Annotated in this window: 24 protein-coding genes; 11 read left to right on the forward strand and 13 right to left on the reverse strand. The window is 59.8% G+C overall.

Translation table 11 applies throughout. The annotated features are described in order from the left end of the window. Positions 1-41: 41 nt before the first annotated feature. Genes ACYU7Z_RS02215 through ACYU7Z_RS02240 form a run of 6 tightly spaced genes read right to left on the reverse strand, consistent with a single transcriptional unit; the run spans position 42 to position 8,053 of the window. Positions 42-1,445, reverse strand: a complete 1,404-nt coding sequence (locus ACYU7Z_RS02215; protein WP_460567050.1) for a urate hydroxylase PuuD — start codon at positions 1,443-1,445, stop codon at positions 42-44. Continuing rightward, positions 1,445-2,473: an allantoicase gene (alc, locus tag ACYU7Z_RS02220; RefSeq protein ID WP_460567051.1), complete on the reverse strand. Its 1,029-nt coding sequence runs from the start codon at positions 2,471-2,473 to the stop codon at positions 1,445-1,447. The genes ACYU7Z_RS02215 and alc overlap by 1 nt, the downstream gene beginning before the upstream one ends. Then, on the reverse strand, positions 2,455-3,789 hold the full coding sequence (gene allB / locus ACYU7Z_RS02225) for an amidohydrolase family protein (protein WP_460567052.1): 1,335 nt from the start codon (positions 3,787-3,789) through the stop codon (positions 2,455-2,457). The genes alc and allB overlap by 19 nt, the downstream gene beginning before the upstream one ends. A 54-nt stretch (positions 3,790-3,843) precedes the next feature. Further along, positions 3,844-6,156 (reverse strand): xanthine dehydrogenase molybdopterin binding subunit, encoded by a 2,313-nt coding sequence (locus ACYU7Z_RS02230; protein ID WP_460567053.1) that lies wholly within the window; start codon positions 6,154-6,156, stop codon positions 3,844-3,846. Then, positions 6,153-7,577 (reverse strand): FAD binding domain-containing protein, encoded by a 1,425-nt coding sequence (locus ACYU7Z_RS02235; RefSeq protein WP_460567054.1) that lies wholly within the window; start codon positions 7,575-7,577, stop codon positions 6,153-6,155. The genes ACYU7Z_RS02230 and ACYU7Z_RS02235 overlap by 4 nt, the downstream gene beginning before the upstream one ends. Continuing rightward, positions 7,577-8,053 carry a nucleoside deaminase gene (locus tag ACYU7Z_RS02240; protein WP_460567055.1) on the reverse strand — a complete coding sequence of 159 codons (477 nt, stop codon included), beginning with the start codon at positions 8,051-8,053 and terminating at the stop codon, positions 7,577-7,579. Before ACYU7Z_RS02240 ends, ACYU7Z_RS02235 begins: the two co-directional genes overlap by 1 nt. A 161-nt stretch (positions 8,054-8,214) precedes the next feature. On the opposite strand from ACYU7Z_RS02240, the gene ACYU7Z_RS02245 reads away from it, so the two are divergent. Continuing rightward, entirely contained in the window at positions 8,215-8,562 is a 348-nt protein-coding gene (locus ACYU7Z_RS02245; protein WP_460567056.1) for a hypothetical protein, read from the forward strand. 28 nt (positions 8,563-8,590) lie between these two features. Here ACYU7Z_RS02245 and ACYU7Z_RS02250 read toward each other — a convergent pair whose 3' ends face one another. Then, complete coding sequence (locus ACYU7Z_RS02250; RefSeq protein ID WP_460567057.1) at positions 8,591-9,031, reverse strand: DoxX family protein; 441 nt, start codon at positions 9,029-9,031, stop codon at positions 8,591-8,593. Positions 9,032-9,154: 123 nt separating this feature from the next. On the opposite strand from ACYU7Z_RS02250, the gene ACYU7Z_RS02255 reads away from it, so the two are divergent. Further along, positions 9,155-9,916, forward strand: coding sequence for a DUF92 domain-containing protein (locus tag ACYU7Z_RS02255; RefSeq protein ID WP_460567058.1), 762 nt, complete (start codon positions 9,155-9,157; stop codon positions 9,914-9,916). Between the two features lie 9 nt (positions 9,917-9,925). On the opposite strand, the gene ACYU7Z_RS02260 is transcribed toward ACYU7Z_RS02255, so the two are convergent. From ACYU7Z_RS02260 to ACYU7Z_RS02270, 3 genes are read right to left on the reverse strand one after another with little or no spacing between them, the layout of a single operon-like run. Continuing rightward, positions 9,926-10,315, reverse strand: coding sequence for a hypothetical protein (locus ACYU7Z_RS02260; RefSeq protein ID WP_460567059.1), 390 nt, complete (start codon positions 10,313-10,315; stop codon positions 9,926-9,928). Between the two features lie 17 nt (positions 10,316-10,332). After that, positions 10,333-11,220 (reverse strand): transporter, encoded by an 888-nt coding sequence (locus tag ACYU7Z_RS02265; protein WP_460567060.1) that lies wholly within the window; start codon positions 11,218-11,220, stop codon positions 10,333-10,335. 47 nt (positions 11,221-11,267) lie between these two features. Continuing rightward, on the reverse strand, positions 11,268-11,639 hold the full coding sequence (locus ACYU7Z_RS02270) for a hypothetical protein (RefSeq protein ID WP_460567061.1): 372 nt from the start codon (positions 11,637-11,639) through the stop codon (positions 11,268-11,270). 126 nt (positions 11,640-11,765) lie between these two features. On the opposite strand from ACYU7Z_RS02270, the gene ACYU7Z_RS02275 reads away from it, so the two are divergent. The 5 genes from ACYU7Z_RS02275 (at position 11,766) to hemN (ending at position 18,320) form a co-directional block, all read left to right on the forward strand. Further along, positions 11,766-13,025 carry a hypothetical protein gene (locus ACYU7Z_RS02275; RefSeq protein ID WP_460567062.1) on the forward strand — a complete coding sequence of 420 codons (1,260 nt, stop codon included), beginning with the start codon at positions 11,766-11,768 and terminating at the stop codon, positions 13,023-13,025. Between the two features lie 140 nt (positions 13,026-13,165). After that, positions 13,166-13,894 (forward strand): DUF542 domain-containing protein, encoded by a 729-nt coding sequence (locus ACYU7Z_RS02280; protein ID WP_460567063.1) that lies wholly within the window; start codon positions 13,166-13,168, stop codon positions 13,892-13,894. 42 nt (positions 13,895-13,936) lie between these two features. Next, the gene (locus tag ACYU7Z_RS02285; RefSeq protein ID WP_460567064.1) at positions 13,937-15,502 is read left to right on the forward strand and encodes a PAS domain-containing sensor histidine kinase; all 1,566 of its coding nucleotides are present in this window, start codon (positions 13,937-13,939) and stop codon (positions 15,500-15,502) included. A 33-nt stretch (positions 15,503-15,535) separates the two neighbouring features. Next, positions 15,536-16,594: a response regulator gene (locus ACYU7Z_RS02290; protein WP_460567065.1), complete on the forward strand. Its 1,059-nt coding sequence runs from the start codon at positions 15,536-15,538 to the stop codon at positions 16,592-16,594. Positions 16,595-16,940: 346 nt separating this feature from the next. Next, positions 16,941-18,320, forward strand: coding sequence for an oxygen-independent coproporphyrinogen III oxidase (hemN, locus tag ACYU7Z_RS02295; RefSeq protein ID WP_460567066.1), 1,380 nt, complete (start codon positions 16,941-16,943; stop codon positions 18,318-18,320). A 179-nt stretch (positions 18,321-18,499) separates the two neighbouring features. Here the strand turns inward: hemN and ytxJ are convergent, their stop codons facing one another. Together ytxJ and ACYU7Z_RS02305 are read right to left on the reverse strand one after the other, a co-directional pair. After that, positions 18,500-18,835 (reverse strand): thioredoxin family protein, encoded by a 336-nt coding sequence (gene ytxJ / locus ACYU7Z_RS02300; protein ID WP_460567067.1) that lies wholly within the window; start codon positions 18,833-18,835, stop codon positions 18,500-18,502. 6 nt (positions 18,836-18,841) lie between these two features. Beyond that, entirely contained in the window at positions 18,842-18,973 is a 132-nt protein-coding gene (locus ACYU7Z_RS02305) for a hypothetical protein (RefSeq protein WP_460567068.1), read from the reverse strand. A gap of 59 nt (positions 18,974-19,032) precedes the next feature. On the opposite strand from ACYU7Z_RS02305, the gene ACYU7Z_RS02310 reads away from it, so the two are divergent. The 4 genes from ACYU7Z_RS02310 (at position 19,033) to ACYU7Z_RS02325 (ending at position 22,949) form a co-directional block, all read left to right on the forward strand. Next, complete coding sequence (locus ACYU7Z_RS02310) at positions 19,033-20,394, forward strand: UDP-N-acetylmuramate--L-alanine ligase (RefSeq protein WP_460567069.1); 1,362 nt, start codon at positions 19,033-19,035, stop codon at positions 20,392-20,394. Positions 20,395-20,466: 72 nt separating this feature from the next. Next, positions 20,467-21,237: an exonuclease domain-containing protein gene (locus tag ACYU7Z_RS02315; RefSeq protein WP_460567070.1), complete on the forward strand. Its 771-nt coding sequence runs from the start codon at positions 20,467-20,469 to the stop codon at positions 21,235-21,237. Between the two features lie 13 nt (positions 21,238-21,250). Continuing rightward, positions 21,251-22,018: a polyprenol monophosphomannose synthase gene (locus ACYU7Z_RS02320; protein ID WP_460567071.1), complete on the forward strand. Its 768-nt coding sequence runs from the start codon at positions 21,251-21,253 to the stop codon at positions 22,016-22,018. A 22-nt stretch (positions 22,019-22,040) separates the two neighbouring features. Further along, on the forward strand, positions 22,041-22,949 hold the full coding sequence (locus ACYU7Z_RS02325; RefSeq protein ID WP_460567072.1) for a DMT family transporter: 909 nt from the start codon (positions 22,041-22,043) through the stop codon (positions 22,947-22,949). Positions 22,950-23,240: 291 nt separating this feature from the next. On the opposite strand, the gene ACYU7Z_RS02330 is transcribed toward ACYU7Z_RS02325, so the two are convergent. Then, on the reverse strand, positions 23,241-23,957 hold the full coding sequence (locus ACYU7Z_RS02330; RefSeq protein WP_460567073.1) for a hypothetical protein: 717 nt from the start codon (positions 23,955-23,957) through the stop codon (positions 23,241-23,243). Between the last annotated feature and the right edge of the window lie 41 nt (positions 23,958-23,998).

The following is a 23,998-nucleotide window of genomic DNA, read 5'->3' on the forward strand; positions in this document are numbered from 1 at the left end:
GTGTAGTATTAGCATACTAGCAGACTGCACTCATTAGCAGATTATTTTTCCGGCGCGCCATTCTCGATCCAGCAGCGGATCGTGTTGCGCTCGTCGTCGGTCATGCCAGTCTTGTTGCCCTGCGGCATCGTCTTGGAAAGCACGACGCGCTGGTAAATTTTGTCTTTCAGCTTGATAATATCCTGCGGCGTTTCGTACTTGACGCCGTTGGGCGGCGCGGTAAATACGTCGTCGGTGGGGTGTGAAGAATGGCACTGCTGGCAGCGTTTCTGCACGATCGCCTGCACGTCGCTCATACTCACCTCGCCCTTGCATTCGCCGGGCTTAAGGGCCGGGGCCGTCATAAACGCGGCACCCAGCAGGATGAGTGCGGACACGGGCAGTACCCACACATTGAGCTGGCCTTTTTCGCGGAGGTTGAGCCAGTGCTTCACACCGGCCGTGCCGATTGTGATGATCGTGAGTACGAGCCAGGGCTGCGCGCCGCCGAAGGTGCTCGGGAAGTGGTTCGAGATCATCACGAACAGCACCGGCAGCGTGAGGTAGTTGTTATGAAGCGAGCGCAACCCGGCAAACTTGCCCTTCGCGGGATCAAGCGGGAGGCCGTTCTTGGCGGCATGCACCATGGCTTTCTGTGCCGGGATGATGATGAAGAAAACGTTGCCCGCCATCAGCGTTCCCAGCATCGCACCGAAGTGAATAAAGGCGGCGCGGCCGCTGAACACGTGGGTGTAGAAATACGCAAAGCCCATGGCGATCAGCAGCCCAACGAGCCCGAACAGCGGGCCGTTCTTCACGAGCTTCGTTTTGCACAGCAGGTGGTAGAGCAGCCAGGCCACGACAAAGGATCCAACGCCGATTGCGATGGCCGTCAGCGGGGCGATGTCGAGCACGTTCTTGTCAATGAGGAATGCTTTTGCATTGAAATAGTAGACGACCGACAGCAGGCTGAAGCCCGAGAGCCACGTGAAGTAGGCCTCATACTTGAACCAGTGCAGGTCGCGCGGGATCGTTTTGGGGGCCACCTTGTATTTCTCCAGGTAGTAGAAGCCGCCGCCGTGCACAGCCCACAGGTTGCCGGCGAGCTCGTCGCGGAGGTCTTTGCTGCGGTTGAGCGCATTTTCCAAAAACACGAAATAGAAGGAGGCGCCAATCCAGGCAATGCCAAAGGTGATGTGCAGCAGGCGTACCACGATGTTGAGCCATTCCATCAGGTGGCCTTCCCAGGGTGTTCCGCGCACCGACCACCAGCTGAACGCAACCGCTGCGATGGCCACGAGGATCATCGCGGTGTAGATGAACCCCTGGTAGAGCGACAGCTGGTCGTGCTTGCCGTCGTTGCCCTCGTCATGGGCGCCGCGCACCAGCGCGGGCAGCTTGTGGGTGAGGGTAACCAGCATAACGAAGATGGCTCCTAAAACAAGATAAACTGCGAAGTAGACCATCAGGCGTTGGTTGGAGTTCCGAAAAGACGGAGCCGGCTTACGCCGCCATCCGGGAAAATATTGAGGCGCACGTGGGTAAAGATCCCGTGTGCGGCCAGCTCGCGCTCAAAGGTGTGGATGCTGTCGGCACTGAGCTTTTGCTCCGGCAGCAGCATTTCCCATCTCGTGTCATCGCGCAGGGCCTCGTCGTCCGAAGCAACGCGGCAGGCTTCGAGCGAGCAGCGGTCGGGGTAGTTGCCCTTGAAGTGGGCCGTGTCGACAACGGCGCGCTGGATGATCCCGGGATGCGCCAGGCGCAGCACAACCCAGTCGCGGTTGTTGGGCGTGCGGTTGCGCTTCGTTTCCCAGCCATCGCCCATGTTGATGCCGCGGCCGGGCATGATGAGGTTGCTCATCGCCGAGAAGAACATGTCGTTGCAGGCGATCGCCTGTCCGCCGTTGATGGCGGCGGCGAGGTCGACCTCGGTTCCTGCCGGAACCTTGCTCCAGTCTTTCTGCACGTCGCCGTACACCTTGAGGCGGGCCACGCCGCCATCGGGGAAGATGTGGAGGCGCAGGTGCGTCCAGGCTTCCGTAGAACTACAGTCGTAGAAGTTCTGGCTGCCCGGGTCAAGGGGCGACTTCGAAAGGATTTCGGTCCAGGCAATGCTTTCCCAGTTGCTGACCTGCGTCGGGTTATCGATGCGCGCCGCTTCGATGGAAGCGTGGGGCGGGTGGTTGCCGAGGAAGAAGTTGGTGTCGATATCGAAGCCGCGGATGACGCCGCTGGTGGCGAGCTGCACGACGCACCAGTCGTGGCCGGGCGTGCGCTTGCGGCGCGATTCCCAGCCATCCATCCACTTGCCGCGGTCGGTATACTTGTCGGTGATGAAGATCCCGCGACCGGGCTGGATCAGGTTTTCCTTTTCCGCGAAAAAGTCGTCGGTGGCATAGAGTACTTGTCCGCCAAGCCGTGCCGCGGCGAGGTCGGTGAGCCGGGCGAATGCCGGTGCTTCTTTGATGATCTCGGTTACTTTCTGAAAAGCCATGTTCCTTGGGGTTTTGGGGGAGGTCCGGAAGGCGCCAGCTGCGGCCGGCCGCCCACCCAGGTCTGCTCGATTCGTCCGAACAGCTCCCGGTCAATATAGGGACTTATTTTATGCTTGTGTTGTACCGCGGCAGCGTTCGTGCGGAAGGCCTCCTCGGGCTGCCAGGCTACCAGGTCGGCGTCAGCGCCGGCGCGGATGCTGCCTTTGCGGTCGCTGAGCCGCAAAAAGCGGGCGGGCGCCGACGTCAGCAGCGGGATGAATTCTTCGAGCGTCAGGTTGCCACGGAGTGCCGTCCAGCTCGCCGGGAGAAGAAACTGGATCCCCGCGATCCCGCCCCAGGCGCGAAGCAGGTTGCCGCTCTCCAATTCCTTTACCGAAGGCGGCGCCGGTGAGTGGTCGGAAGCGATGAAGTCGAGCGTGCCGCTGCGGAGCGCTTGCTTCAATAGCTCGTTATTGGCCCGCTCGCGGATCGGCGGCGCGCACTTGTAAACGGTCTGGCCATCGGGAATTGCCTCGGCCCAGAAGAGAATATACTGCGGGCAGGTTTCCGCGCTGATCGGGAGTCCTTCTTTTTTCGCGGCTTCGATAAGCGGCAGCGCTTCGGCCGACGATACATGCACGATGTGCACGGGGCAACGGTGCCTGCGGCAAAGGTCGATCATGAGTTCGACCGCTTTGTTTTCCCAGTGCTTCGGGCGGCTCGCGAGGTAGGCCGCGTAGGAGCGCGGGTCGCGTTCGAGGGCATCGCGGTAGCCGGGCTCGTCGAGCTCGCAGTGGGCGAGGAGCGGCAGGCCACGCCGCGCCAGGATCGGCATTGCTTCGTCGAGGTCTTCGATCGTGGCGTTGGGAAAGTCCTCTATCCCCGAATGCGTCAGAAATACTTTGATGCCAAGCACGCCGGCATCGGCCAGGGCTTCCATTTCGGAAGCATTACCCGGAACGAGGCCTCCGTAGAAGCCGACGTTCACCTGCAGCTTGCCCTGCGATGCCTCGAGCTTTTGCCGCAGCGACGGCACGTCGGTCGTTACCGGGGTTGCATTCAGCGGCATGTCCACGATCGTGGTGCTGCCGCCCGCTGCTGCGGCCTTTGTTGCGGTAGCAAAGCCTTCCCATTCGGTGCGCCCCGGCTCGTTGATGTGCACGTGCGCGTCGATGACGCCCGGCATCAGCACGGCGTCGCCGAGATCGGTCGCGCCTGCCGGAAGGCCAGCGCCCTTCTCGATCTTTTCAATGATACCCCCGTTGATGAAGACCGACGCTTCCTGTAAGCGGTCGTCGATCCAGCAGCGGCGGCTATGTAAAACAACTTGATCCATTTTTTCTCGTTGGCAGTTATTGGCTTTGGACTCTCCTGGTGGTATTCAGGATGATCAGTGTCCCGTCGTCTCGTCCCTATCCGGGTAAAGTCCCAGCAGCACCTGCTCCGGCGTCATGGGCGAGGTATACGGTACCTGCGCGTTTTTATTGAAGGCGCGGATGGCATTGCGGATGGCGAAGAAGGCACCGATGCCGTACATCAATGGTGGCTCGCCCACGGCCTTCGAGCCCTTGATTGCTAGGGGATGCCCTTTTGTTTGCAGGAAGTGGATGTCGAGCACTTTGGGTACCGAGTATATGTCGGGGATCTTGTAGGTCGACAGCGCGTTGGAAAGCAGCTTACCGTCGCTGTTGTACACCACTTCCTCCATCGTCATCCAGCCAATTCCCTGCACGATGCCGCCTTCGCACTGGCCAAGGTCGATAAGTGTGTTGATGCTCGAGCCGAAGTCGTGCACCACTTCCACGGCGTCGATCTCGTAGGTGCCGCGCAGGCAGTCGACTGTCACCTCTGTGATGGCCGTTCCGTATACATGGTAGGCAAAGGGATGTCCCTTTTCTTTGGTTTTGTCAAACCAGATCAGGGGCGTGCTGTAATGACCCTTCGCGCTCAGGTTGACACGTTGGGTAAACGCGGTACGTACCAGTGTTTTCCAGTCGATACCGGTTGCCACGCCGCCGGCATATACCTGCTCCTCGCGGATCGTGATGGCATCGTGCTCGCTGCCGGCAAGGCCTGCGGCCACTTCGCGGAGGCGCGTCATCAGCTGGTTGCAGGCGTCCTGGACAGCCTTTCCGTTGAGGTCGGCTGTCGCGGAGGCCGCCGACGGCGACGTATTGGCGACGCGCGTGGTGTTGGTGCTTTCAATCCGCACGAGGCTGTGCCGGATGCCCAGCGTATCGGCGGCGACCTGCAGCATTTTCGTGTTGATGCCCTGGCCCATTTCGACGGCACCGGTGCTCACGCTCACGGAGCCATCCCAGTAAATGTGGATCAGCGAGCGGGCCTGGTTCATCATCGTATTGGTAAAGGAGATGCCAAAGCAGATCGGCATCAGCGACAAGCCTTTCTTTTTCCAGGGATGCGTGTCGTTGAAGGCCTCCACCTGGATGCGGCGGTCTTCGAGGTCGAAGCGCTGTACGGCCTCGTCCCAGCATTCCACAGCGGCGCAGCCTTCGGCGATCTGTCCGTAGGCAAACTCGTAGCCTTCCGTCATGAGGTTGCGGCGCTGCAGGTCGGCGGTTTCGATGCCAAGCGCCGTTGCGGCTGCGTCGATGGCCGACTCGATCATGAACATACCCTGCGGACCTCCAAAGCCCCGGAAAGCCGTGTTCGGCGGGAGGTTGGTACGGCAGGAGTGCGTCGTGAGCTGCACGTGCTCGATACCATACGTGTTGGTGCCGTGAAATAGGGTGCGCTCCTGGATGGCGGGGGAGAGGTCGGCAGCGGCGCCACCGTTCTGGAAATAGGTCGCTTCGAATGCCACGATCTTATAGTCGGCGTCGAGTCCGATGCGGTAATCGCATTTATACGGGTTGCGCTTGCCGCTCATCCGCATGTCTTCCATGCGATGTGGCACGCACTTCACCGGCTGGCGGAGGTGGTATACGGCGAGGCCGCACATCGAGGCCCACATGGCAGCCTGGTCTTCCTTGCCGCCAAAGCCGCCACCGAGGCGGGTTACATCCACCTCTACACAGTGCATGCCCAGGCCAAGAAGGTGTGCAACGGTTTCCTGCACGTGGCGAAGTCCCTGCGTCGACGAGTACACGCGGATGTTCTGGTTCTCGAGTGGATAGGCATAGGCGCCATGTGTTTCGAGGTACAGGTGTTCCTGGCCACCGGTTTCGGCAATGCCTTCGAATACATGGGCGCAGCTTGCAAACGCTCCTTCGGGGTTACCCTTTTTGAACTGGCGCGAGCCGCAAAGCAACTGTCCCTTCGCAAAAGCTTCGCGCGGGTCGGTGATCACGGGCAGCGGGTCGATGTCCACCTCGATGAGCGCAAGGGCTTCCTCGGCGGCTTCCTCGCTTTCGGCCACGACCAGCAGCAGTGGCTGGCCACGGAAGATCACGGTGTCATCCGCAAGCAGTGGCTCGTCGTGGATGATGCCGCCGATATTGTTTTCGCCGGGAATGTCTTTCGCAGAAAAGATGCGCACGACGCCACGCACCTGGAGCGCTTTCGAGGCGTCGAGGCGGCGCACGGTGCCGTGGGCAACGGGCGAGTCGAATATTTTGGCGTAGAGGGTTCCGGCGAGAAGCGGCAGGTCGTCGAGGTAGAGCGAGCGGCCGGTGACATGGCCCTGCGCATCGATATTGATGACCGGGCGGCTGCTGGTTTCGGTGCGGGTATCGGCGATCATAGCGGTGCGAGGTTGGTCAGGAAATCGGGAGCGAGGTCGAAGCGGAGCAGGTGGGCCGCGAGGAGCTGGCGGAGCAGGAGGCGCTTGTAGGCAACGGTGCCGCGGGCATCGCTGATCGGTGCGATCTCGCTGTTGAGGATGCGGACCGCTTCTTCGAGCGTGTTCCGGTCAGGACGCTTGCCATGGAGGAAGCTGGCGGTCTGTGCGAGGTAGACCGGTGTCGGGCCTACGCCGCCGGCGGAGAGGTGAATGAGACCGATTGTGCCGTCGGCTTCGAGGCGCAGCTGGCAGGCGCTGTTGACCGAAGCGATGTCGAGATAGGTGCGCTTCGATACTTTTTCGAAATTGAAGGTGCCTTCTGCCGGCGGAATAAAGGAAATGCTTTCGATGATCTCGTCGGCTGCTTTATCGAGTTGCTTATAGCCTTTATAGAAAGTACGCAGGGGCAGGCTGCGCCGCCCGTCGGTTCCTCGAAGCGTCAATTGCGCATCAAGCGCCAGCAGGAAGATGGTCATGTCGCCGATGGGCGAGGCATTGACCAGGTTGCCGCCAAGCGTGGCCATGTTGCGGATGGGCGTTGACGACACGAGCTTGAGGTGGGCTGCGAGTTGCGGGAAGAAGCGGTTGACGACCTCCGATTCGAGCAGCTGTGTAACCGTGACCGCCCCGCCGAAGCGAAGCTGGCCATCCGTATAGTCGATTCCTTTCAGCGACGGATCGTCGTAAAGCAGGTGAACGTTGCTCGCAGCCACGGTATGCGGTCGCTGGACCACGAGGTCGGTACCGCCGCCAACGAACAGCGCCCCGGCAGTCTCCGCCTGCGCCGGAACATTTTCAGCCGGAACGCTGCGCAGGTTTTTCAGACGCTCCTCCACCCGGGCGAAGTAGGGCGGGAGGAAGCCTTCCTGTACCAGCCAGGCCAGCGTTCCCTCGCTGGGCTTCCCCTGGACGTCATCCGTAATTCTACGGGCGGCGCGCTCGATGGACTTGTAGCCGGTGCAGCGGCAGATGTTGCCGTCGATGGAGGCGATGGCTTCCTCGTAGTGGCGCGCTTTGGGGTTCAGTACAAAGCCGGTAAGCGACAGCACGAACCCAAGGGTGCAAAAGCCGCACTGCGTGCCGTTGGTTTCCACCATCGCCTGCTGCACCGGCGAAAGACCCGTCATATTGAGGCCTTCGACCGATACGATATGCTTGCCCGCGGCGTTGCCAAGGGGCATCAGGCAGGAGGTGACGGAGCGGTACACGAGCCGGCCTTCCTCGAAGTCGCCCACGAGCACCGTGCAGGCGCCGCAGTCGCCTTCGCGGCAGCCGATCTTGGTGCCGGTGAGGCGCTTGTGGTAGCGTACAAAATCGAGCAGCGTGCCACCCGGCGGCCGGTCGGTGGCCACCTCGGTATCATTGAGGAGGAAGCGGATCATCAGTAGTCGGTTTTTAAGGTGCTGGCTGCCCATTTCCGGAAGGCCTCGAGGGCTTCTTCGCGCAGCAGCTGCCGCGTAAAGAGCGAGCGCTCCTCGATCGGCTTTTCGATCTCTTCGTAAATAAATTGGTCGTCGAAGTGAATGTCGGCCGCGTCGCGCTTGGTGTTTGCGTAAAACAGGCGCGCAGGGCGGGCCCAGTAAATGGCTCCGAGGCACATCGGGCAGGGCTCGCAGCTGGTGTAGATGTCGCAGCCATCGAGCTGGAAGGTGCCCAGCACCCGGCAGGCTTCACGTATGGCTACTACCTCGGCATGGGCCGTCGGGTCGTTGGCGCTGGTAACCGAGTTGGCGCCGCGGGCAATGATGACGCCGTCCTTCACTACCACCGCACCGAAGGGGCCGCCACGGCCGCTTTCCACATTGTCGACGGAGAGGCGGATGGCCTCCCGCATAAAATCGTTCTCCACGGGTGTCATAAGCAATCGAATGTTCTGGTTTTTTGAAACTGGGGCGTTAAATATAAGAAAACCGTTTGGAGTTTGGGGTGCGGAGTTGGAAGCGGGCCACCGCCACGGTCGCTTCCGGGGCCGTTTTTGTGGTTTACTGTTTGCAGGTGCTTGTTGGCAAATTGCTGCACATGAAAAACCGGATCGCCTTCGTTCTCATCATAGCCTCGGCCATCGGCGCCTGCAATACGACGCCGTCTGGCGACAAGGCCGGGTATACCGGCCAGTACTACCCGCTGGGCAAGCCGAAGCCGGTCGACAGCAGCGAGGTGCTTCATGTTGCGTACGCCGACAAGGGAACCTACAATTTCCGCGTGGCCGGCAACAGCGGTGTCGGCAGCATCAAAGAAGGCACGGTGAGCGGGCAATTGACAGGGCCCCGCTTGGGCAAGACCGCCTTTACGTTTTTCAGGCGCGACGACGGGATATACGAGTTCCGGGCCTTTGGCAGCAAGGTCGACCTGAATCGCCTCAGGTAGCGGCGCCGGTGACAGCCCGCGTGAGCGTTCAATCATGCACTTCTTCGCGTCCGATCGCGCGGTCGAGCGACCAGGGGCCGCTGCCGATGATGACAAACCAGACGAGCAGCGCGAGCACGGTCAGCGAAACGATGAAGTCGCCGAAGTGCGCCGTCATTCCCCAGTTTACAAAAATCAGCGCGCCCAGCAGAATCGGGATCTGCACGAGCGCCGCCACGCGGGTGAGCAGCCCGGTCGCGATCATAAACCCGCCGATGATATGCGCGAAGATGATGTAGTGCTGCACGATGACAAGCAGGAAGCTGCTGAAGGGAACCTCCCGGGATAGCACTTCGGGGAGCAGGTTGGCATTGGAGGCAAACTCTATTCCCTTGAGGCAAAGGAAAACGCCGAGGCCCATGCGGATGACGTCAAGATACCGGGGATGGTGCGCTTCTCCCCAACGTTGCAGGTGTTGTATGGAGTTCATAGGAGCGAGGTTTACGATGATAAAAAAGAGCTCTTTAAAGTTACCGTATTTACCCCGAAAAAAACCTGTTCCGCCGCAGGCAGAGCTTTGACGCAGGAGCGGGCAAACCCGTACCTTTTCGCCGTGTATATCGCCACGGCCCTGATCCTGTTCCTTTCCCTGCTCGCGGTGCTGCTCCGAAAGCTCAGCCCGGCTGCCGGTGTTGCCGGCGCCCTGGTTGCAGCCGGCCTTTACCTCGGGCTGGGCTATGCCGGTCTCGGTTTGCTGGGCGCCTTTTTCGTGCTGGGCACGGCCGCCACTTCCTATCGTAACGGGTGGAAGGAAGAACAGGGCCTTCGCGAAGGGCTCGACCGGGCGGGCCCACAACGCGGCCGTACCGCGGTGCAGGTGTGGGCCAACGGGGGCGTTGCGGCACTCTGCGCCCTGGGTGCTGCTTTTGCGCGCGACTGGCAGCGCTCCGAATGTGCGCCCGATTACTTGTGGGCCCGCCTGCTGTGCCTCATGGCTGCGGCAGCACTGTCGGCTGCCACGGCCGATACACTTGCTTCCGAGCTGGGCAACGCCTGGGGCCGGCGCTATATCAATATCCGCAGCCTGCGCCCCGACAGCCGCGGGCGCGACGGGGCCATAAGCATCGAGGGTACGCTCGCCGGGCTTGCCGGGAGCGCCATCATTGCCCTTCTTTATTGCGGCACCGTACAGCCCGGCGTTCGCGCCGCGTTCGTCCTCCTTGCCGCGGGTACCTTCGGCAACCTCGCCGATTCCTGGCTGGGCGCGACGCTGCAACAGCGCGGCCGCCTGAGCAACGATGGTGTCAACCTGCTCAACACGCTGCTGGCGGCGCTGTTCGCAGGTGCACTGGGCCTTCTTGCCCGGGCGGTGTAATGTCTTTTTCTATAAGCTGTGGATGGGGATTGTTTGTATTACCGAGTCGCCGTTGTGATTGAGCGTAAGGATGATCCGTGCCTCCAGGTTAGCGGGTGCGGTCCGGTCGTTGACCCAATACTGGCTGATGTGCAGTGTATCGTTGTGGTCATGTACCTCGGTGTAGAAGAGATCGCTGCTGCTGCCCGCTTCGCGGATGCCCACCTTGTACCCGTGAATGAGCGCCTCGGAAACAGCCTCGGCTTTGACCCAAATGCTGTCGCCCCTGTGATAAGAGGCGTTCGCAGTGGGTGCCAGCACGGTCAGCCTGTTGGCAGGAATTGGTTCATTCGTTGTATCGCCGGAATGTTTGCTGCAGGCTACGAGCAGGAGAGAAGCTATGGAAAGAATGCGTTTCATGTTTGTTGTTTTTTCAGTCAGAAAGAATAGGATGTATGCAGGGCGAGGCGAGGGCCCACTTGTATCTGCCCGGCAGCCAGGCTCTGGTCGGGTGCGAACTGCGCGTTGACGCCAACGGTCACGCGTTTCGTGTTCAGGTCGATGCCGCCGCCGGCGTAGAACACGGTGCCGCCCGAGTGCGCCTGGAGCACGTGCCGGTCGGCGTCGCGCAGCTGGCTTTCGTGGGTAAGCTGCAGGTAAGGGGCAACGGAGATCTTATCCCAATCGAGCCGGTACAGCGTCAGCAGGCCCGCGTTCCACACATCGCCGAAGCGGAAGCCGTCGCTGTTGGCCGTATTGTATTTATACGACCCGCTGATGCCCACGAGCCACTTGCGGTAGCTGAGTCGGTAGGATCCGTTGAGCAGGTAATCGGTGCTGCCGCTGCCCAGCTGGAAATTCTGCTCGTCGGCTTTGTCGCTGCCCGCGGGCGTATAGCGGCCGGTAGCCAGCTTCACGCCGCCACCCAGGAGCACTGTTTGGCGAAAGCGCTTCGTAAGCTTGTCCCAGAGCCGGTACTGCCCGAGCAGGCTGATGTCGCCAACGCCTTGCTCGCGGCGGCTGCCATCGCTGTTGCGGAGGGTATTGGACTGCCAGGGCAGGAGCGCCATCAGCTGGACCTTCTTTCCGAGCTTGTATTGCCCGGTAAACAAGAGGCTGTTGTAGTGCTCCGTACCGGCGAGCCCTTCGTCGCTGTGGGTATGAAACACGCGGTGCAGGAAGCTGATGCCGACATAGCTTTTGGAAAGATGCGGAAAGAGATAAGGATTGTAGTTGCTGACGCCGCAGCCGCAGATGTCGCAGGCATGCGCGCGCACAGGAGCCAGGCCTGCAAGCAGCAGGATGGCCACGGGTATTCGTTTCATCGGAATTAATTCGGGATGACAGTAACTAGTTTCGGGAGACGCTGCAATTAAACGAAGCGGCTGCCGGGCGGGTGCAGGAGGGGACGGGCGTCGGGGTCGGTGCAGGAGCGCGCATAGCGGCCGTTGCGGGCCGTAGTTATACGGATGCTTACCGGGAGTGTCAGCTCCATGACCCCACAGAAGGGGATCTCTTCAAATTTGAGCTTGGCGCCCTGCTCCGCGGCGGCCTTGTCTTCGGCCGCCCACTTTTTCATCAGCTGGCATTTGCCGTTGCATTTCAGCTTCGGGCGCTGGCGGTTCTCGCAAAGCACGCGCGCTATGTAGGCGCGGTTGAGCCGGTATTCAGCCAACAGCAGCAGCTTGCTGAAGCTTTGCAGCAGCACGAGGAGCATCAGGCAAAAAACCGCGAACCGTTTCATCGAGCTGCAAATATCTGCAGGAGGCGTCACCCGGCCAACCTTCTTCCGTGCTTCCTGACGGAAATCAGTCGTTCGGCTGAGGAAAGCCGAAGCCGGCGCGCGGCCAAGCGGCGGAACTTTGCCGCCATGACCGACGCCGTACCTTTTAAAACACTTCCGAAATCCTTTTCCCGCAGGCTGCTCCGGCTGGCGCTGGTCAACCTGCTGCTGGTAGCCTTGCTGGGCGTGGTCTTGCGGGCCGTGCCCTTCCTGGCGGTGCTCCCGTTCGATTACCACAATCTCCTCCACGCACATTCGCATTTTGCATTCGGCGGATGGGTGCAGCCGGCCCTGCTGGCCCTGCTCCTGCAGCGGTTCCCGGAGCTGCGGGAGCGCGTAAGCCGCGGGCATTGGTACGTTTTGTCCGCCCTGCTCTTCGTCTCGGCCTGGGGCATGCTGCTGACCTTTCCGCTGCAGGGCTATGGCCCCGCGAGCATTACCTTTTCCACGATTTCACTCGGCGCCGGTTTTTATTGGGCGGTCCTTTGCTACCGCGCGCTGCGCGGCCTTCCCGATACAGCGGCGCGCCGCTTTCTCCGCGCCGGCTTTGGCTGGCTGATGCTCTCGGCAGCCGGCCCGTTTGCAACCGGTCCCATAACGGCCGCCGGTGGTCTTGGCTCGCCACTTTATTACGATGTCATTTACGGGTACCTCCATTTCCAATACAACGGGTTCTTCTCTTTCCTCGTTTTGGCGCTGCTCTACCGGAGTCTTGAACGGGACGCTGACACCGGTTTCGGGCGACGCAGCTTCCCGTACTTCCAGGCGGCCGTACTTCCGACCTATGCACTCTCGCTGCTTTGGAACAGCCCGCCGCTCTGGGTACATGTCATCGGCGGCGCCGGGGCGCTGCTCCAGATTGCCGGTTTTGCAGGGCTGCTGCGCGATGTGAAGGGTCGCCTGGGCCACAAGCCGCTGGTTGTTGTAAGTCTCGCAGCGCTTGGCCTTAAGCTGTCGCTCCAGCTGCTCAGCACGTTGCCCGCCATCGCACTGCTGGCCGCGGCCCAACGCAATTTCGTCATCGCCTACCTGCACCTCGTGTTGCTTGGCTTCATTACGCTGTTCGTGTTCGGCCAGTTGCCGCAAGGCCGCCTCGTGAGCGCCGGCGTTGGTCTCTTCCTGGTATCGTTCGTCAGCACCGAGCTGATGCTCGCGGGTGCGGGCTTTGGCTGGATGCTTCCCAATTACCCGGCCTGGCTGCTCGCGGCATCGCTTCCCTTCCCCGTGTCGGTGCTCCTGCTGATCGGCGGAACGCGCGCGTGGGCTGCATCGGGGCGCGGGGAGCGCACGTCGAAACGGGCGGGCATTGCGTCGGGGCGCGAACTACGTAGGGTCGAAGCAGCCTGACGCGGCGTCGAAGCCGTCCTGCCGGTCGCTGTCCATCCAGCGCATCCCGTCCCTGACAAACATGCTCCACGCGTATGACAAAAGTCAGTTGCCCGGTTGGAGGGGCCGGCTAGATTTGCCGCCAACTGATTCACTGTTATATGACGATGCCAGTGCCCACCGTTTCTGAAATTGTTCGCCAGGATTACCGCGCCGCGGATGTCTTTAAAAAATGGGGCATCAACTATTGCTGTGGCGGCAACCGCCCGCTCGCCGAAGTGTGTGCCTTGCAGGGAATCGCAATCGATACGGTACTCGGCGAACTCGAGGCTGCGCGTCGTTCACGGTCGCTGGCTCCCGGGATCTCCTTCAACGAGTGGCCCGTGCCTTTTCTCATCGACTATATCCAGCTGCTCCACCACGCCTATGTGCGCAACAACGGCGCCGCGCTGGGCCGGCAGCTGCACGATTTCGTGCAGGGGCACCTCAAGAAATACCCGCAGCTTACCGAAGTGGATGAAGCTTACAGCCAGTTGCTCAACGAGCTTCTGGCGCATATAAGCGGCGAAGAGGAAAAGGTGTTTCCCTATATCCGCCAGTTGTGCAGCGCCCACAGCAACCCCGATGCCTACGGAAAGCTGTTCATGCGTACGCTGGGGCAAACGGTGGCTGCCGAAGAAGCCGATCACGGCCGTATCGCGCCCCTGCTCCAGCGCCTCCGTGCTGTTACGCAGCACTACCGGTTTCCCGATAATGCCTGCACCAACTACCAGGTGCTCTTTCATAAGCTTCGCGAGTTCGACGACGACCTTGTGCAACACCTGCACCTGGAGCAAAATGTGCTTTTCCCCCGCGTGGGAGTTATGGAAAAAGAACTGCGCGCGCTTTGACGAAGCGGCTTAGTTTTGCACCCAAAGCGTATCTCCGTGAAAATGCCGCAATTGTCGCCCCGGCAGGCAAGCTTCTACGCCCTTGCTGCATTCCTGGTCACCATCGGTGTCAATTTCTGGCTCACGGGCTACTCGATCGTATTGAGCGGCCTTCTTGTCGTCATCTTCCTGTCGGTTTTCGTGGCCTCGCGGAGCTCCACCTTCATCGCGGGTGGTGCCAGCCTGCTGGTAACGGTCTTCTTCCTGCTGCTGGATCAAATTCGTCCCAACGGCGAGCCGTGGACGCAATACCTGTTCATCTGCCTGCTGATCCTGTTCACGACACTGATTGTACTTTATATCAAAGGACTGATCCGGGACATGCAGTTTGACAAGTCGCATATGACCTCGCTTTTTGAAAACGCGACTGAAGGGATCTTCCTCACCAACCGGCAGGGCGAGATCATCCTGATGAACCCGGCCGCCGAGCGCATCTTCGGCTACGACCGGGGCGAGCTGGTGGGCAAGCCCGTAGAAACCCTGTTGCCGAAGAAATACCGCGCCGGCCATGTGCAGCTCCGCGACGGCTTTCACGAGCAGCCAAGCAACCGCCGTATGGGCTCCGGCCGCGACCTCAACGGGCAGCGCCGCGACGGCAGCACCTTCCCGGTGGAAGTAAGCCTCAGCGCCTACAAGCAGGGCAACGAGCAATACGTGATCGCCTTTATCGTCGATATCACGCACCGAAAGGAAATCGAAACCAGCATGCTCCTGCAGCAACAGCAGCTCGAACAGGTAAGTAACGATATGCGCCGCCTCAACGCCGAGCTCGAAGGCAAGGTGGAAGAGCGAACCGTGATCCTGAAGGAAGCGCTGCAGCGCCTGGAACAGTCGCAGGCCGAGCTCAGCGAAGCGCTCGACAAGGAGCGGCAGCTCAACGAGATCAAGAGCCGCTTTGTGTCGATGGCCTCCCACGAGTTCCGCACGCCACTCAGCGCGGTGCTTTCGTCGGCCTCCCTGCTTGCCAAATACACCACGACGGAGCAGCAGCCCAACCGCGACAAGCATATCAACCGCATCCGCGATTCGGTGAAGCACCTCAACGACCTGCTCGAGGATTTCCTTTCCCTGGGTAAGCTCGATGAGGGCAAGGTCGGCGCGCAACCCGTACATTTCAACATCCGCGAGGCGGTTGTAGATATACTGGACGATGTCCGCGGCCTCGTGCGGCCGGGGCAGGAAATTCATTTCGAGCACGACGGACCGGAGGAAGTGTTCAACGACAAGAAGCTGCTGCGCAACATCCTGGTGAACCTGGTCAGCAATGCGCTCAAGTTCTCCGAAGAGAATGGCCATGTATGGATCCGCAGTCATGTGCGCGGCGACGAAGCCCTGGTGAGCGTGGAAGACCGTGGCATCGGCATTTCCGAGGAGGACCAGCAACACCTTTTCTCCAGCTTTTTCCGCGGCAAGAACGCCACCAACATCCAGGGCACGGGTCTTGGCCTGCATATCGTAAAGCGCTACGCCGACCTGATGGGCGGAACGATCAAGTTGCAGAGCAGGCTGGGAGAGGGGACAACCCTTACGCTCCGCGTGCCGGTGGAATTAAATGGGGTGATGCAGTGATAAACTAAACAGACCACAAAACGAACAAATAATATGGCAAAGACGATCCTGGTTATCGACGACAACAACGACCTGCGCGACAATACCGCGGAGATCCTCGACCTGGCCGGTTACAAGACGCTTACGGCCGAAAACGGCAAGCGCGGCGTGGAAGTGGCCTCCCGCGAGCGTCCCGACCTGATCGTGTGCGATATCATGATGCCCGAGCTCGATGGCTATGGCGTGCTTCACCTGCTGAAGAAGAACCCCGATACCGAGCGCATTCCCTTCATCTTCCTCACCGCCAAGACCGAGCGCAGCGATTTTCGCAAGGGCATGGAGATGGGCGCCGACGACTACGTAACGAAGCCCTTCGAGGATATCGAGTTGCTCAACGCCATCGAGGTACGCCTCAAGAAGACCGCGGTGCTCGAGCACAACTACGCGTCGTCGCCGCAGGGCCTCTCGCAGTTTGTAAAAGACGTGCGCGACAGCGGGATGCTGAAGCAGCTCTCGGGTCAGTACGACGTGGAGCACTTTGCGCGCAAGCAAACGGTTTACAGCGAAGGTAAGCGCCCACGCTACCTCTATTACCTGGTAAGCGGCAAGGTGAAAGCCTACAAGACCCATGAGGACGGCAAGGAATACATCACCGACCTGTTCAGCGCCGGCGACTTCATTGGCTACACCGCGCTGATCGAAGACAAGAACTACGACGATACGGCTACGGTGCTCGAAGATGCGGAACTGATGCAGATCCCGCGCGACGAGTTTCTCCAGATGATCTACAGCGACATCAACATCGCCGCCAAATTCATCCGCATCGTTACGCACAACATGAAGGAAAAAGAGGAGCGTCTCCTCAACCTAGCCTACAGCTCGCTGCGCAAGCGCGTGGCCAAGGCCCTCGTCGACATCCACGAAAAATTTTACAGCCAGCGCCCCGACTCCGTCATCGAATTCTCCCGCGATGATATCGCCCAATACATCGGAACGGCTACCGAATCGCTGATCCGCACGCTGAGCGATTTCAAAGGCGAGAAGCTGATTGATATCAAGAGCGGCAAGATCTCGATCCTGAACCTGGAAAAGCTGAAGAACCTTCTCTACTAGGTGTCTCAGGTAAGGGAAACGGCGCACGTTAACGCACAAAAGGGCCGCAGCGCGGCCCTTTTGTCATTCCGAGCGCAGCGAGGAATCTGTGCGCCGAACGAGATCAGGCTCCAGGAAGGAAAGGCATTTCCGATGACAGGTAATGATACCGCGGACACACTTTGGTCGACTTATTTCGGCGATGCTTTACTCAGTCCCTGACTGCCCGCGGCCGCAGCAGATTCCCCCCTTCGCCCTGCACGACAAAGCCCCTACTCCGCGCCGCCTTTCTGCTCCCTGACAAACCTCTCTTTTCGCCCTAACGCGGGTCAGCCGGGCAGCGGAAAGGCACGGCTAGCTTTGTACCATGAAACCCGAAGCTGTGAGCCCCCTGCTGATCCGGAAATACAACCAGCCCGTGCCGCGCTATACGAGCTATCCCACCGTTCCGTACTGGAAGGAGGGAATCGATGCCGATGCCTGGAAAGCCACGTTCCGCGCGCGCTTCGACGAGGAGAACCATACCCACGGCATTTCCCTGTACCTGCACCTGCCGTTCTGCGAGTCGCTCTGCACCTACTGTGGCTGCAATAAGAAAATCACGACCAACCACAGCGTTGAAGAGCCCTATCTCGATGCGATCCTGTCCGAATGGAAGCTGTACCGCAAGCTGATGCGGCAAACGCCCGTCGTCCGCGAGCTGCACCTCGGCGGAGGCACCCCCACGTTCTTTTCGCCGCGCAACTTGAAGCGTCTCCTGCAGGAAATCCTCAAAGGCAGCCTCGTTCATCCGCAGCGGCAGTTCAGCATCGAAGGCCATCCCAACAATACAACAGCAATGCACCTCCAGGTGCTCCATGAGCTGGGCTTCCGCCGGATCTCCTACGGCGTCCAGGACCTCGACCCCGAGGTGCAGCGTGTCATCAACCGCATTCAGCCCTTTGCCAATGTGCAGCGGGCCACGGAAGCAGCCCGCGCCGCCGGCTTCACCTCGGTCAACTTTGACCTTATTTACGGGCTGCCCCTGCAAACGCCCGAGGGCATGGAGGCGACCATCCGCTCCGTCATCAGCCTCCGGCCCGAGCGCATCGCCTTTTACAGTTATGCCCACGTGCCCTGGACCAGCAAGGCCCAGCGGCTTTTCAATGAAAGCCATCTTCCATCGGCCGAGCAAAAGCTCGACCTCTACCGGCTTGGCCGTGAGCTGCTGCTGGAAGCGGGATACGAGGACATCGGGATGGACCACTTCGCGCTGCCCTCCGACGAGCTCTGTAAGGCGCGCGAAGAAGGACGTCTGCACCGCAACTTCATGGGCTACACCACGCAGGACACGGGTCTGCTGCTTGGTCTTGGCGTGTCGAGTATTTCGGACGCCGGTACCGCCTTTGCGCAAAACGCAAAGACGCTCCATGACTATTACGAGCGGATCAACGCGGGCGAGCTGGCCGTAACCAAGGGTTACTTCCTGACCGCCGAAGACGCCGCCTTCCGGCAATACATCCTGGACAGCAGCTGCCGCGGCAAGGTGATCTTCCGCGAGGCCGACCTGCCGCTCCTCGAGCAATACAGCTTTCCGGTACTGGCGAAACTCGCCGAAGACGGGCTTGTAGACTGGAACCGCGAGGGAATGACCATTACGCCGCTTGGCCGCAACTTCATCCGCAATATCTGCGCGGCCTTCGATCTGCTCAAGCTCCGCGACGAGGAAGCCGGGGAGGAGGAGAAGCGCTTCAGCAGGGCGATCTGATCGTGAATCGTCAATCGTGAATCGTCAATGGCTGGCGCCAGCAAATACTAAGAACGGATGCCCAAAGGCATCCGTTCTTAGCAAAGTTTGAGTTGCTAATTATGTCGAGTGTTGCGCATCGCGGATTCACGATTGACGATTCACGATTCACGAATCCTGCAGCCCGTATTGAAGTGTTATTACGCCATCAGCACGGTGCTGGCAATATCCTGCATCGAAATACCGAGATGGCTTTCGTCGAACACACAGTCGCCGTTCTTGATCACGAGCACCTGGGGCGACTCGTGGGGCACGCCGAAGCGTTGGGCAATTTTCTGGGAGAGGGGCCGGTCGGCAATAACGTCGAGCAGCCAGAATTCGGTTGCCGGCGGCCGCTGAGCCTTGTCGATGCGCTGAAAGGCCACGCTGCTGATGGAGCAGCGGTTGCTGTGCTTGAAGATGACCTGGGGCGTTTCCTTCGAGCGCTCGATGAGTTCCTGAAGATGGTCTTCAGAGGTTAGCGTCGTCCATTGCATTCGGTACTAGATTTTGGAGCTCTTCACTTCTTTAAAAGCCGTGGCAGGGCATCCGTACTTACTCCGTGACGTGAAGCAGGAAGCCAGCGTCAGCGTCAGCGCGCTCAGCAGTACCAGGGACGTTATTTTGTTTCTCATGACCGGAAGTGTTTGTTGATAAACGGGTTAATTTGCCGGATAATATCCCAAAAGTAGGAATGAATATCCATTTTATCTCGATCGGCGGCTCGGTGATGCACCAGCTCGCCATAGCATTAAAGCGAAAAGGGTACCAGATTTCCGGCTCCGATGATGAGATCTTCGAGCCGGCCCTCTCCAACCTCAAAGCCGAGGGGCTCCTCCCCGAATCGGAGGGCTGGCACCCCGCGCGGGTTCACGCCGGTCTGGACGCCGTTATCCTCGGGATGCACGCCCGCCTCGACAACCCCGAGCTCCAGCGCGCCCGCGAGCTCGACCTGCCCATCTACTCCTTCCCCGAATACATCTACCAGGAAAGCCGCGACAAGCGCCGCGTCGTAGTGGGCGGCAGCCACGGCAAGACCACCACGACCTCGATGATCATGCACGTGCTCCGGAGCGCGGGCTCCGATTTCGATTACCTGGTGGGTGCGCGCCTGCCCGGCTTCGACCAGTCGGTTAACATCACCGACGCACCCGTGATCATCTGCGAGGGCGACGAGTACCCGGCCTCGGCCATCGAGAAGCGCCCCAAGTTTCACTTCCTCTTCCCGCATATTGCCATCCTTACCGGAATCGCCTGGGACCACATCAATGTGTTCCCGACTTTCGACAATTACCTCGAGCAGTTTCGCATTTTTATCGAGATGATCGAAGCCGGCGGCCTGCTCATCTACAATGCTGCCGACCCCGAGCTGGCGAAGCTCATCGAGGAGACCCGCCGCAGCGACATCCGCTACGCGCCCTACGAAGTGCCGCCGCACCGCATCGAGGCGGGGCACACGACGGTGAAGATCGGGGGCGTGGAAACGGGGCTTAGGGTATTCGGCAACCACAACCTGCTTAACCTGCACGCGGCCTGGCTGGCCTGCCGCGAGCTTGGCATCGGGGCGGAGACGTTTACGAAAGCGATCAGCAGCTTCACCGGGGCGGCCCGCCGCCTCGAGCTCCTCGGCGCCAACGAGCACACTACGATCTACCGCGACTTTGCCCATGCGCCCTCGAAAGTGAAGGCCACGATCGAGGCCGTGAAGCAGCAGTTTCCCGACCGGCGCCTGCTGGGCGTGCTCGAGCTGCACACCTTCAGCAGCCTCAACGCCGACTTCATGAGCGAATACGCGGGCGCCCTCGATGCCGCCGACGAGGCCGTGGTGTTTTATGCGAAGCACGCCCTCGAGGTAAAGCGGCTGCCCGAGCTGCCGAAAGAAGCGGTGCGCGCCGGTTTCGCCAACGAGTGGGTGCAGGTGTTCAACGAGCGGGGCGAGCTGGAAGCCTGGCTGCAGGGAGCCGATTACCGCGACGCCGTGCTGCTGCTCATGAGCTCGGGCAATTATGACGGGATTGACCTGCCGGCGCTGGTGGCGCGGATACTCGCCTCCTGAACATTTTTTACCAACTTGCCTTTCGTAAAAGGCTATCTTTAGCCCTTCTTAAGCAAACAGGAATTCTCACGCATGTTACAATTGAAGAAGCCCTTGGCCGTGCTCGATATCGAAGCGACCGGAAATAATGTGGCCACGGACCGGATCGTGGAGATCGCGATCATCAAGCTGCTCCCTGATGGTGGGCGCACCGTAAAGCGAAAGCTCCTCAACCCGGAGATCGCCATCCCGCAGCCCATCACCGATATTCACGGCATCACAAACGACATGGTGAAGGATGCCCCCACCTTCAAGCAGGTGGCCCACGACCTCAAGCAATACCTCGATGGCTGCGACCTTGCCTGCTACAATGCTTACCGCCTCGACATTCCGCTGCTGGTGGAAGAGTTCATCCGCGCCGACGTCGAGTTCGATATGAAGGGCCGCAAGGTTGTGGACGTACAGAAGATCTACCACCAGATGGAGCAGCGCAACCTCGCTGCCGCCTATAAATTCTACTGCGATAAAAGCCTCGAGGGCGCTCACGGCGCCGAGGTGGACGCCAGTGCCACCGCCGAGGTGCTCTTTGCCCAGGTGGAGCGCTACCCGCAGCTCGGAAATTCGCTCGACAGCGTGCTGAAAGCCGTCGGCGAAGACCAGATCATCGACTTCGCCCGTCGCTTCGTGTACAACGAAAAAGGTGTGGAAGTGTTCAACTTCGGCAAGCACAAGGGCCGCACCGTGGCCGATGTGCTGAAGGCCGAGCCCCAGTACTATGATTGGATGATGAAAGGGGAGTTCCCGATGAACACCAAGCAGAAGCTGACCGAACTGTATACCCGCATCATGCTGAAAAAGGCTTAAGAGTCCGCCGCTTGTGGAAAAGATCGTAATCATACCAACTTACAACGAGAAAGAAAACGTCGAAGCCATCATTCGCGCGGTACAGGATCTCCGCCAGGATTTCCATGTGCTCATCATCGATGACGGCTCACCCGACGGCACGGCCGATATCGTGCGCCGCCTCATGACCGAATTCCCGGGCTCGCTCTTCCTCGAGGAGCGGCGCGGCAAGCTGGGTCTTGGTACGGCCTATATCCATGGTTTTAAATGGGCGCAAACGCACGGCTACAATTTCATCTTCGAGATGGACGCCGACTTTTCGCACCCCGTGGCCAAGCTCCCGGAGCTGTACGCGGCCTGCAAAACCGGCGGTGCCGATGTAGCCGTGGGCTCGCGCTACGTGCGCGGCGGCGGCGTGCACAACTGGCCAACCGATCGCATCGCCCTGTCGAAAGGCGCTTCCGTATATACCCGGATGATCCTCTGGATGCCGGTTGCCGACCCTACCGCGGGCTTTGTGTGCTACAAGCGCGAAGTGCTCGAGGCCATCAACTTCAGCGAGATCCATTTCGTGGGCTATGCCTTCCAGATCGAGATGAAATTCGCCGCCTGGAAGCTTGGCTTCAAGATCAAGGAAGTGCCCATCCTCTTTACCGACCGCACCTATGGCGAATCGAAAATGAGTAAGGGCATTGTCAAGGAAGGTATCCTCGGCGTGCTGAAGCTTCGCTGGTACAGCATCTTCACCTCGTACCGGCGCAAGGTGCGGGTAAAGGAGCAACGCGCCGAGACGATCAGCTGATCCCGCGACGAAGACCCTACCCATGCGCAGAGCCCTCCTCCAACTCCATATCGCCGTTTTTCTCTGGGGCTTTACCGGTGTGCTCGGCCGCGCGATAACGCTCAGCCAGACCTGGCTCGTGTGGTACCGCCTGCTGTTGACGGTGGTCAGCCTCTGGGCGCTTTACGCCTTCCTCGGAAAGCTGCGGCGGATTCCCTGGCGCTCGGCGCTGTTCATCGCCTTTATCGGCTTTATCCTGGCCCTGCACTGGGTGTGTTTCTACGGAAGCATCAAGTACAGCAACGTCACCATCGCGCTGACCTGCCTCTCCACGACGGCGCTGCTGGCTTCGTTCCTGGAGCCCATCATCGTGGGCCGCAAATTCGACTGGGTGGAGATCGGTCTCGGTCTGTTCGCGATCGCCGGCATCATCCTTATCTACAACACGCACCTGCAGTTTTCCACGGGCATCATCATCGGCTTGCTCTCGGCGCTGCTGACGGTGCTGGTGTCGGTTACCACCAAGAAGATCGTCGACCGGTTTGAGCCGGAAGTGCTCACGCTGTACCAGCTCACGGGCGGCTTTCTCGGGCTCACGCTGCTGCTGCCTTTTTACCAGCACTACTTTCCCGAGCCGGTGAGTATACCGGCCCCACTCGATTGGCTCTGGCTCACGCTCCTTGCCTGGGGCTGCACCATCCTGACCTTCTTCCTGTATATCCGGGCGCTTAAGAAAGTGAGTGCCTTCACCATGAACCTCGTGCTCACCCTCGAGCCCGTATATGGTATCGTGCTGGCGTTTATCGTGTATAAAGAAAACCGCGAGGTAAGCCCCTGGTTTTACCTCGGCTTCGGGCTTATCTCCGTCGCTGTGGTCTTTCACATGTGGCGTCTCCTCAAGCCAAAGTCCGAGTTGCCCGTCATCCCCGAAAACCCGATGCAGCAGCCATAATAAGGCGTCAACCGTGCCAGCCCGCAAGAGATTGCTTCGCTGCGCTCGCAATGACGTTAGTGGACGGCCGATTGCTTCGCTCCGCTCGCAATGACGTTAGTGGACGGCCGATTGCTTCGCTGCGCTCGCAATGACGTCAATAAACATAAAATCGCCGCTTTGCGCAACACCAAGCCCGGAGCCGGTTGCTTCGCTGCGCTCGCAATGACGTTTTATATGGGCAATTCCCCGCAATTAGCGCAACTACAAACTACAAACCACAAACTTCAAACCCCAAACTCCAAACCGGTTTTACGCCGCCGCTCCGATATACTTCACCAAACTCCGCTTGGCGATCGGGAGTACCGTTTCTTCGATGGGGAAGGAGAGCTCTGTTTCGATGCAATAAACCGCGGGGTTGGGCAGGTCGCGGCGGAGGCGGATCAGCTCCGACTTGAGGTGTTCGTAGGTCTGGAAGCGGCTGCGGCGCCATTCATCGACATAATCGGTTTTCATGCCGCGGTATTTCTCGTCGTGCTTCTCGAAGATCGACAGGCGGTAACGGTATACGCGCGTCTGCCGGTTGTCGCCGGCGCTGAGGAAGAAGTAGCCCTCCTGCATATCGAGCGGGATTAGTCCCACGGGGCTGATGCTCATATTGCCTTCCACGAACTCGTAGATCTCGGCACCGTTGCTGATGCTGGTCTTCAGCTCACTTTCCGAATAGTGGATAATGTCTTCGAGCTCGCGCATCAGGTCGTCGTCGGCGATCATCGCTTCGTACAGCACCTGCAGCTTCTCGATCTGCACACCCGTGAGTTTCTTGGGAAAATGCTCCTGCAGGTATTTCTTGTTTTCGCGGAAGGCCACGAGGTTGTTGTAGTGAAATACGAGGTCGGCCAGCTGCGGGTAAAGCCGGTTCTCGTTGAAATGCCGGTTGATCTCCTGGAGGTAGGCGAGGAGCGTATACTTTTTCAGCTCGAAGTCGATAAAGCCTTCGGCGAACCAGGTTTGGGACAACTGCTTCATAGGCGTGCCGATTTACCTTCAATTTACAACGAGTAAAAAAC

Source organism: Flaviaestuariibacter terrae (assembly GCF_054777635.1).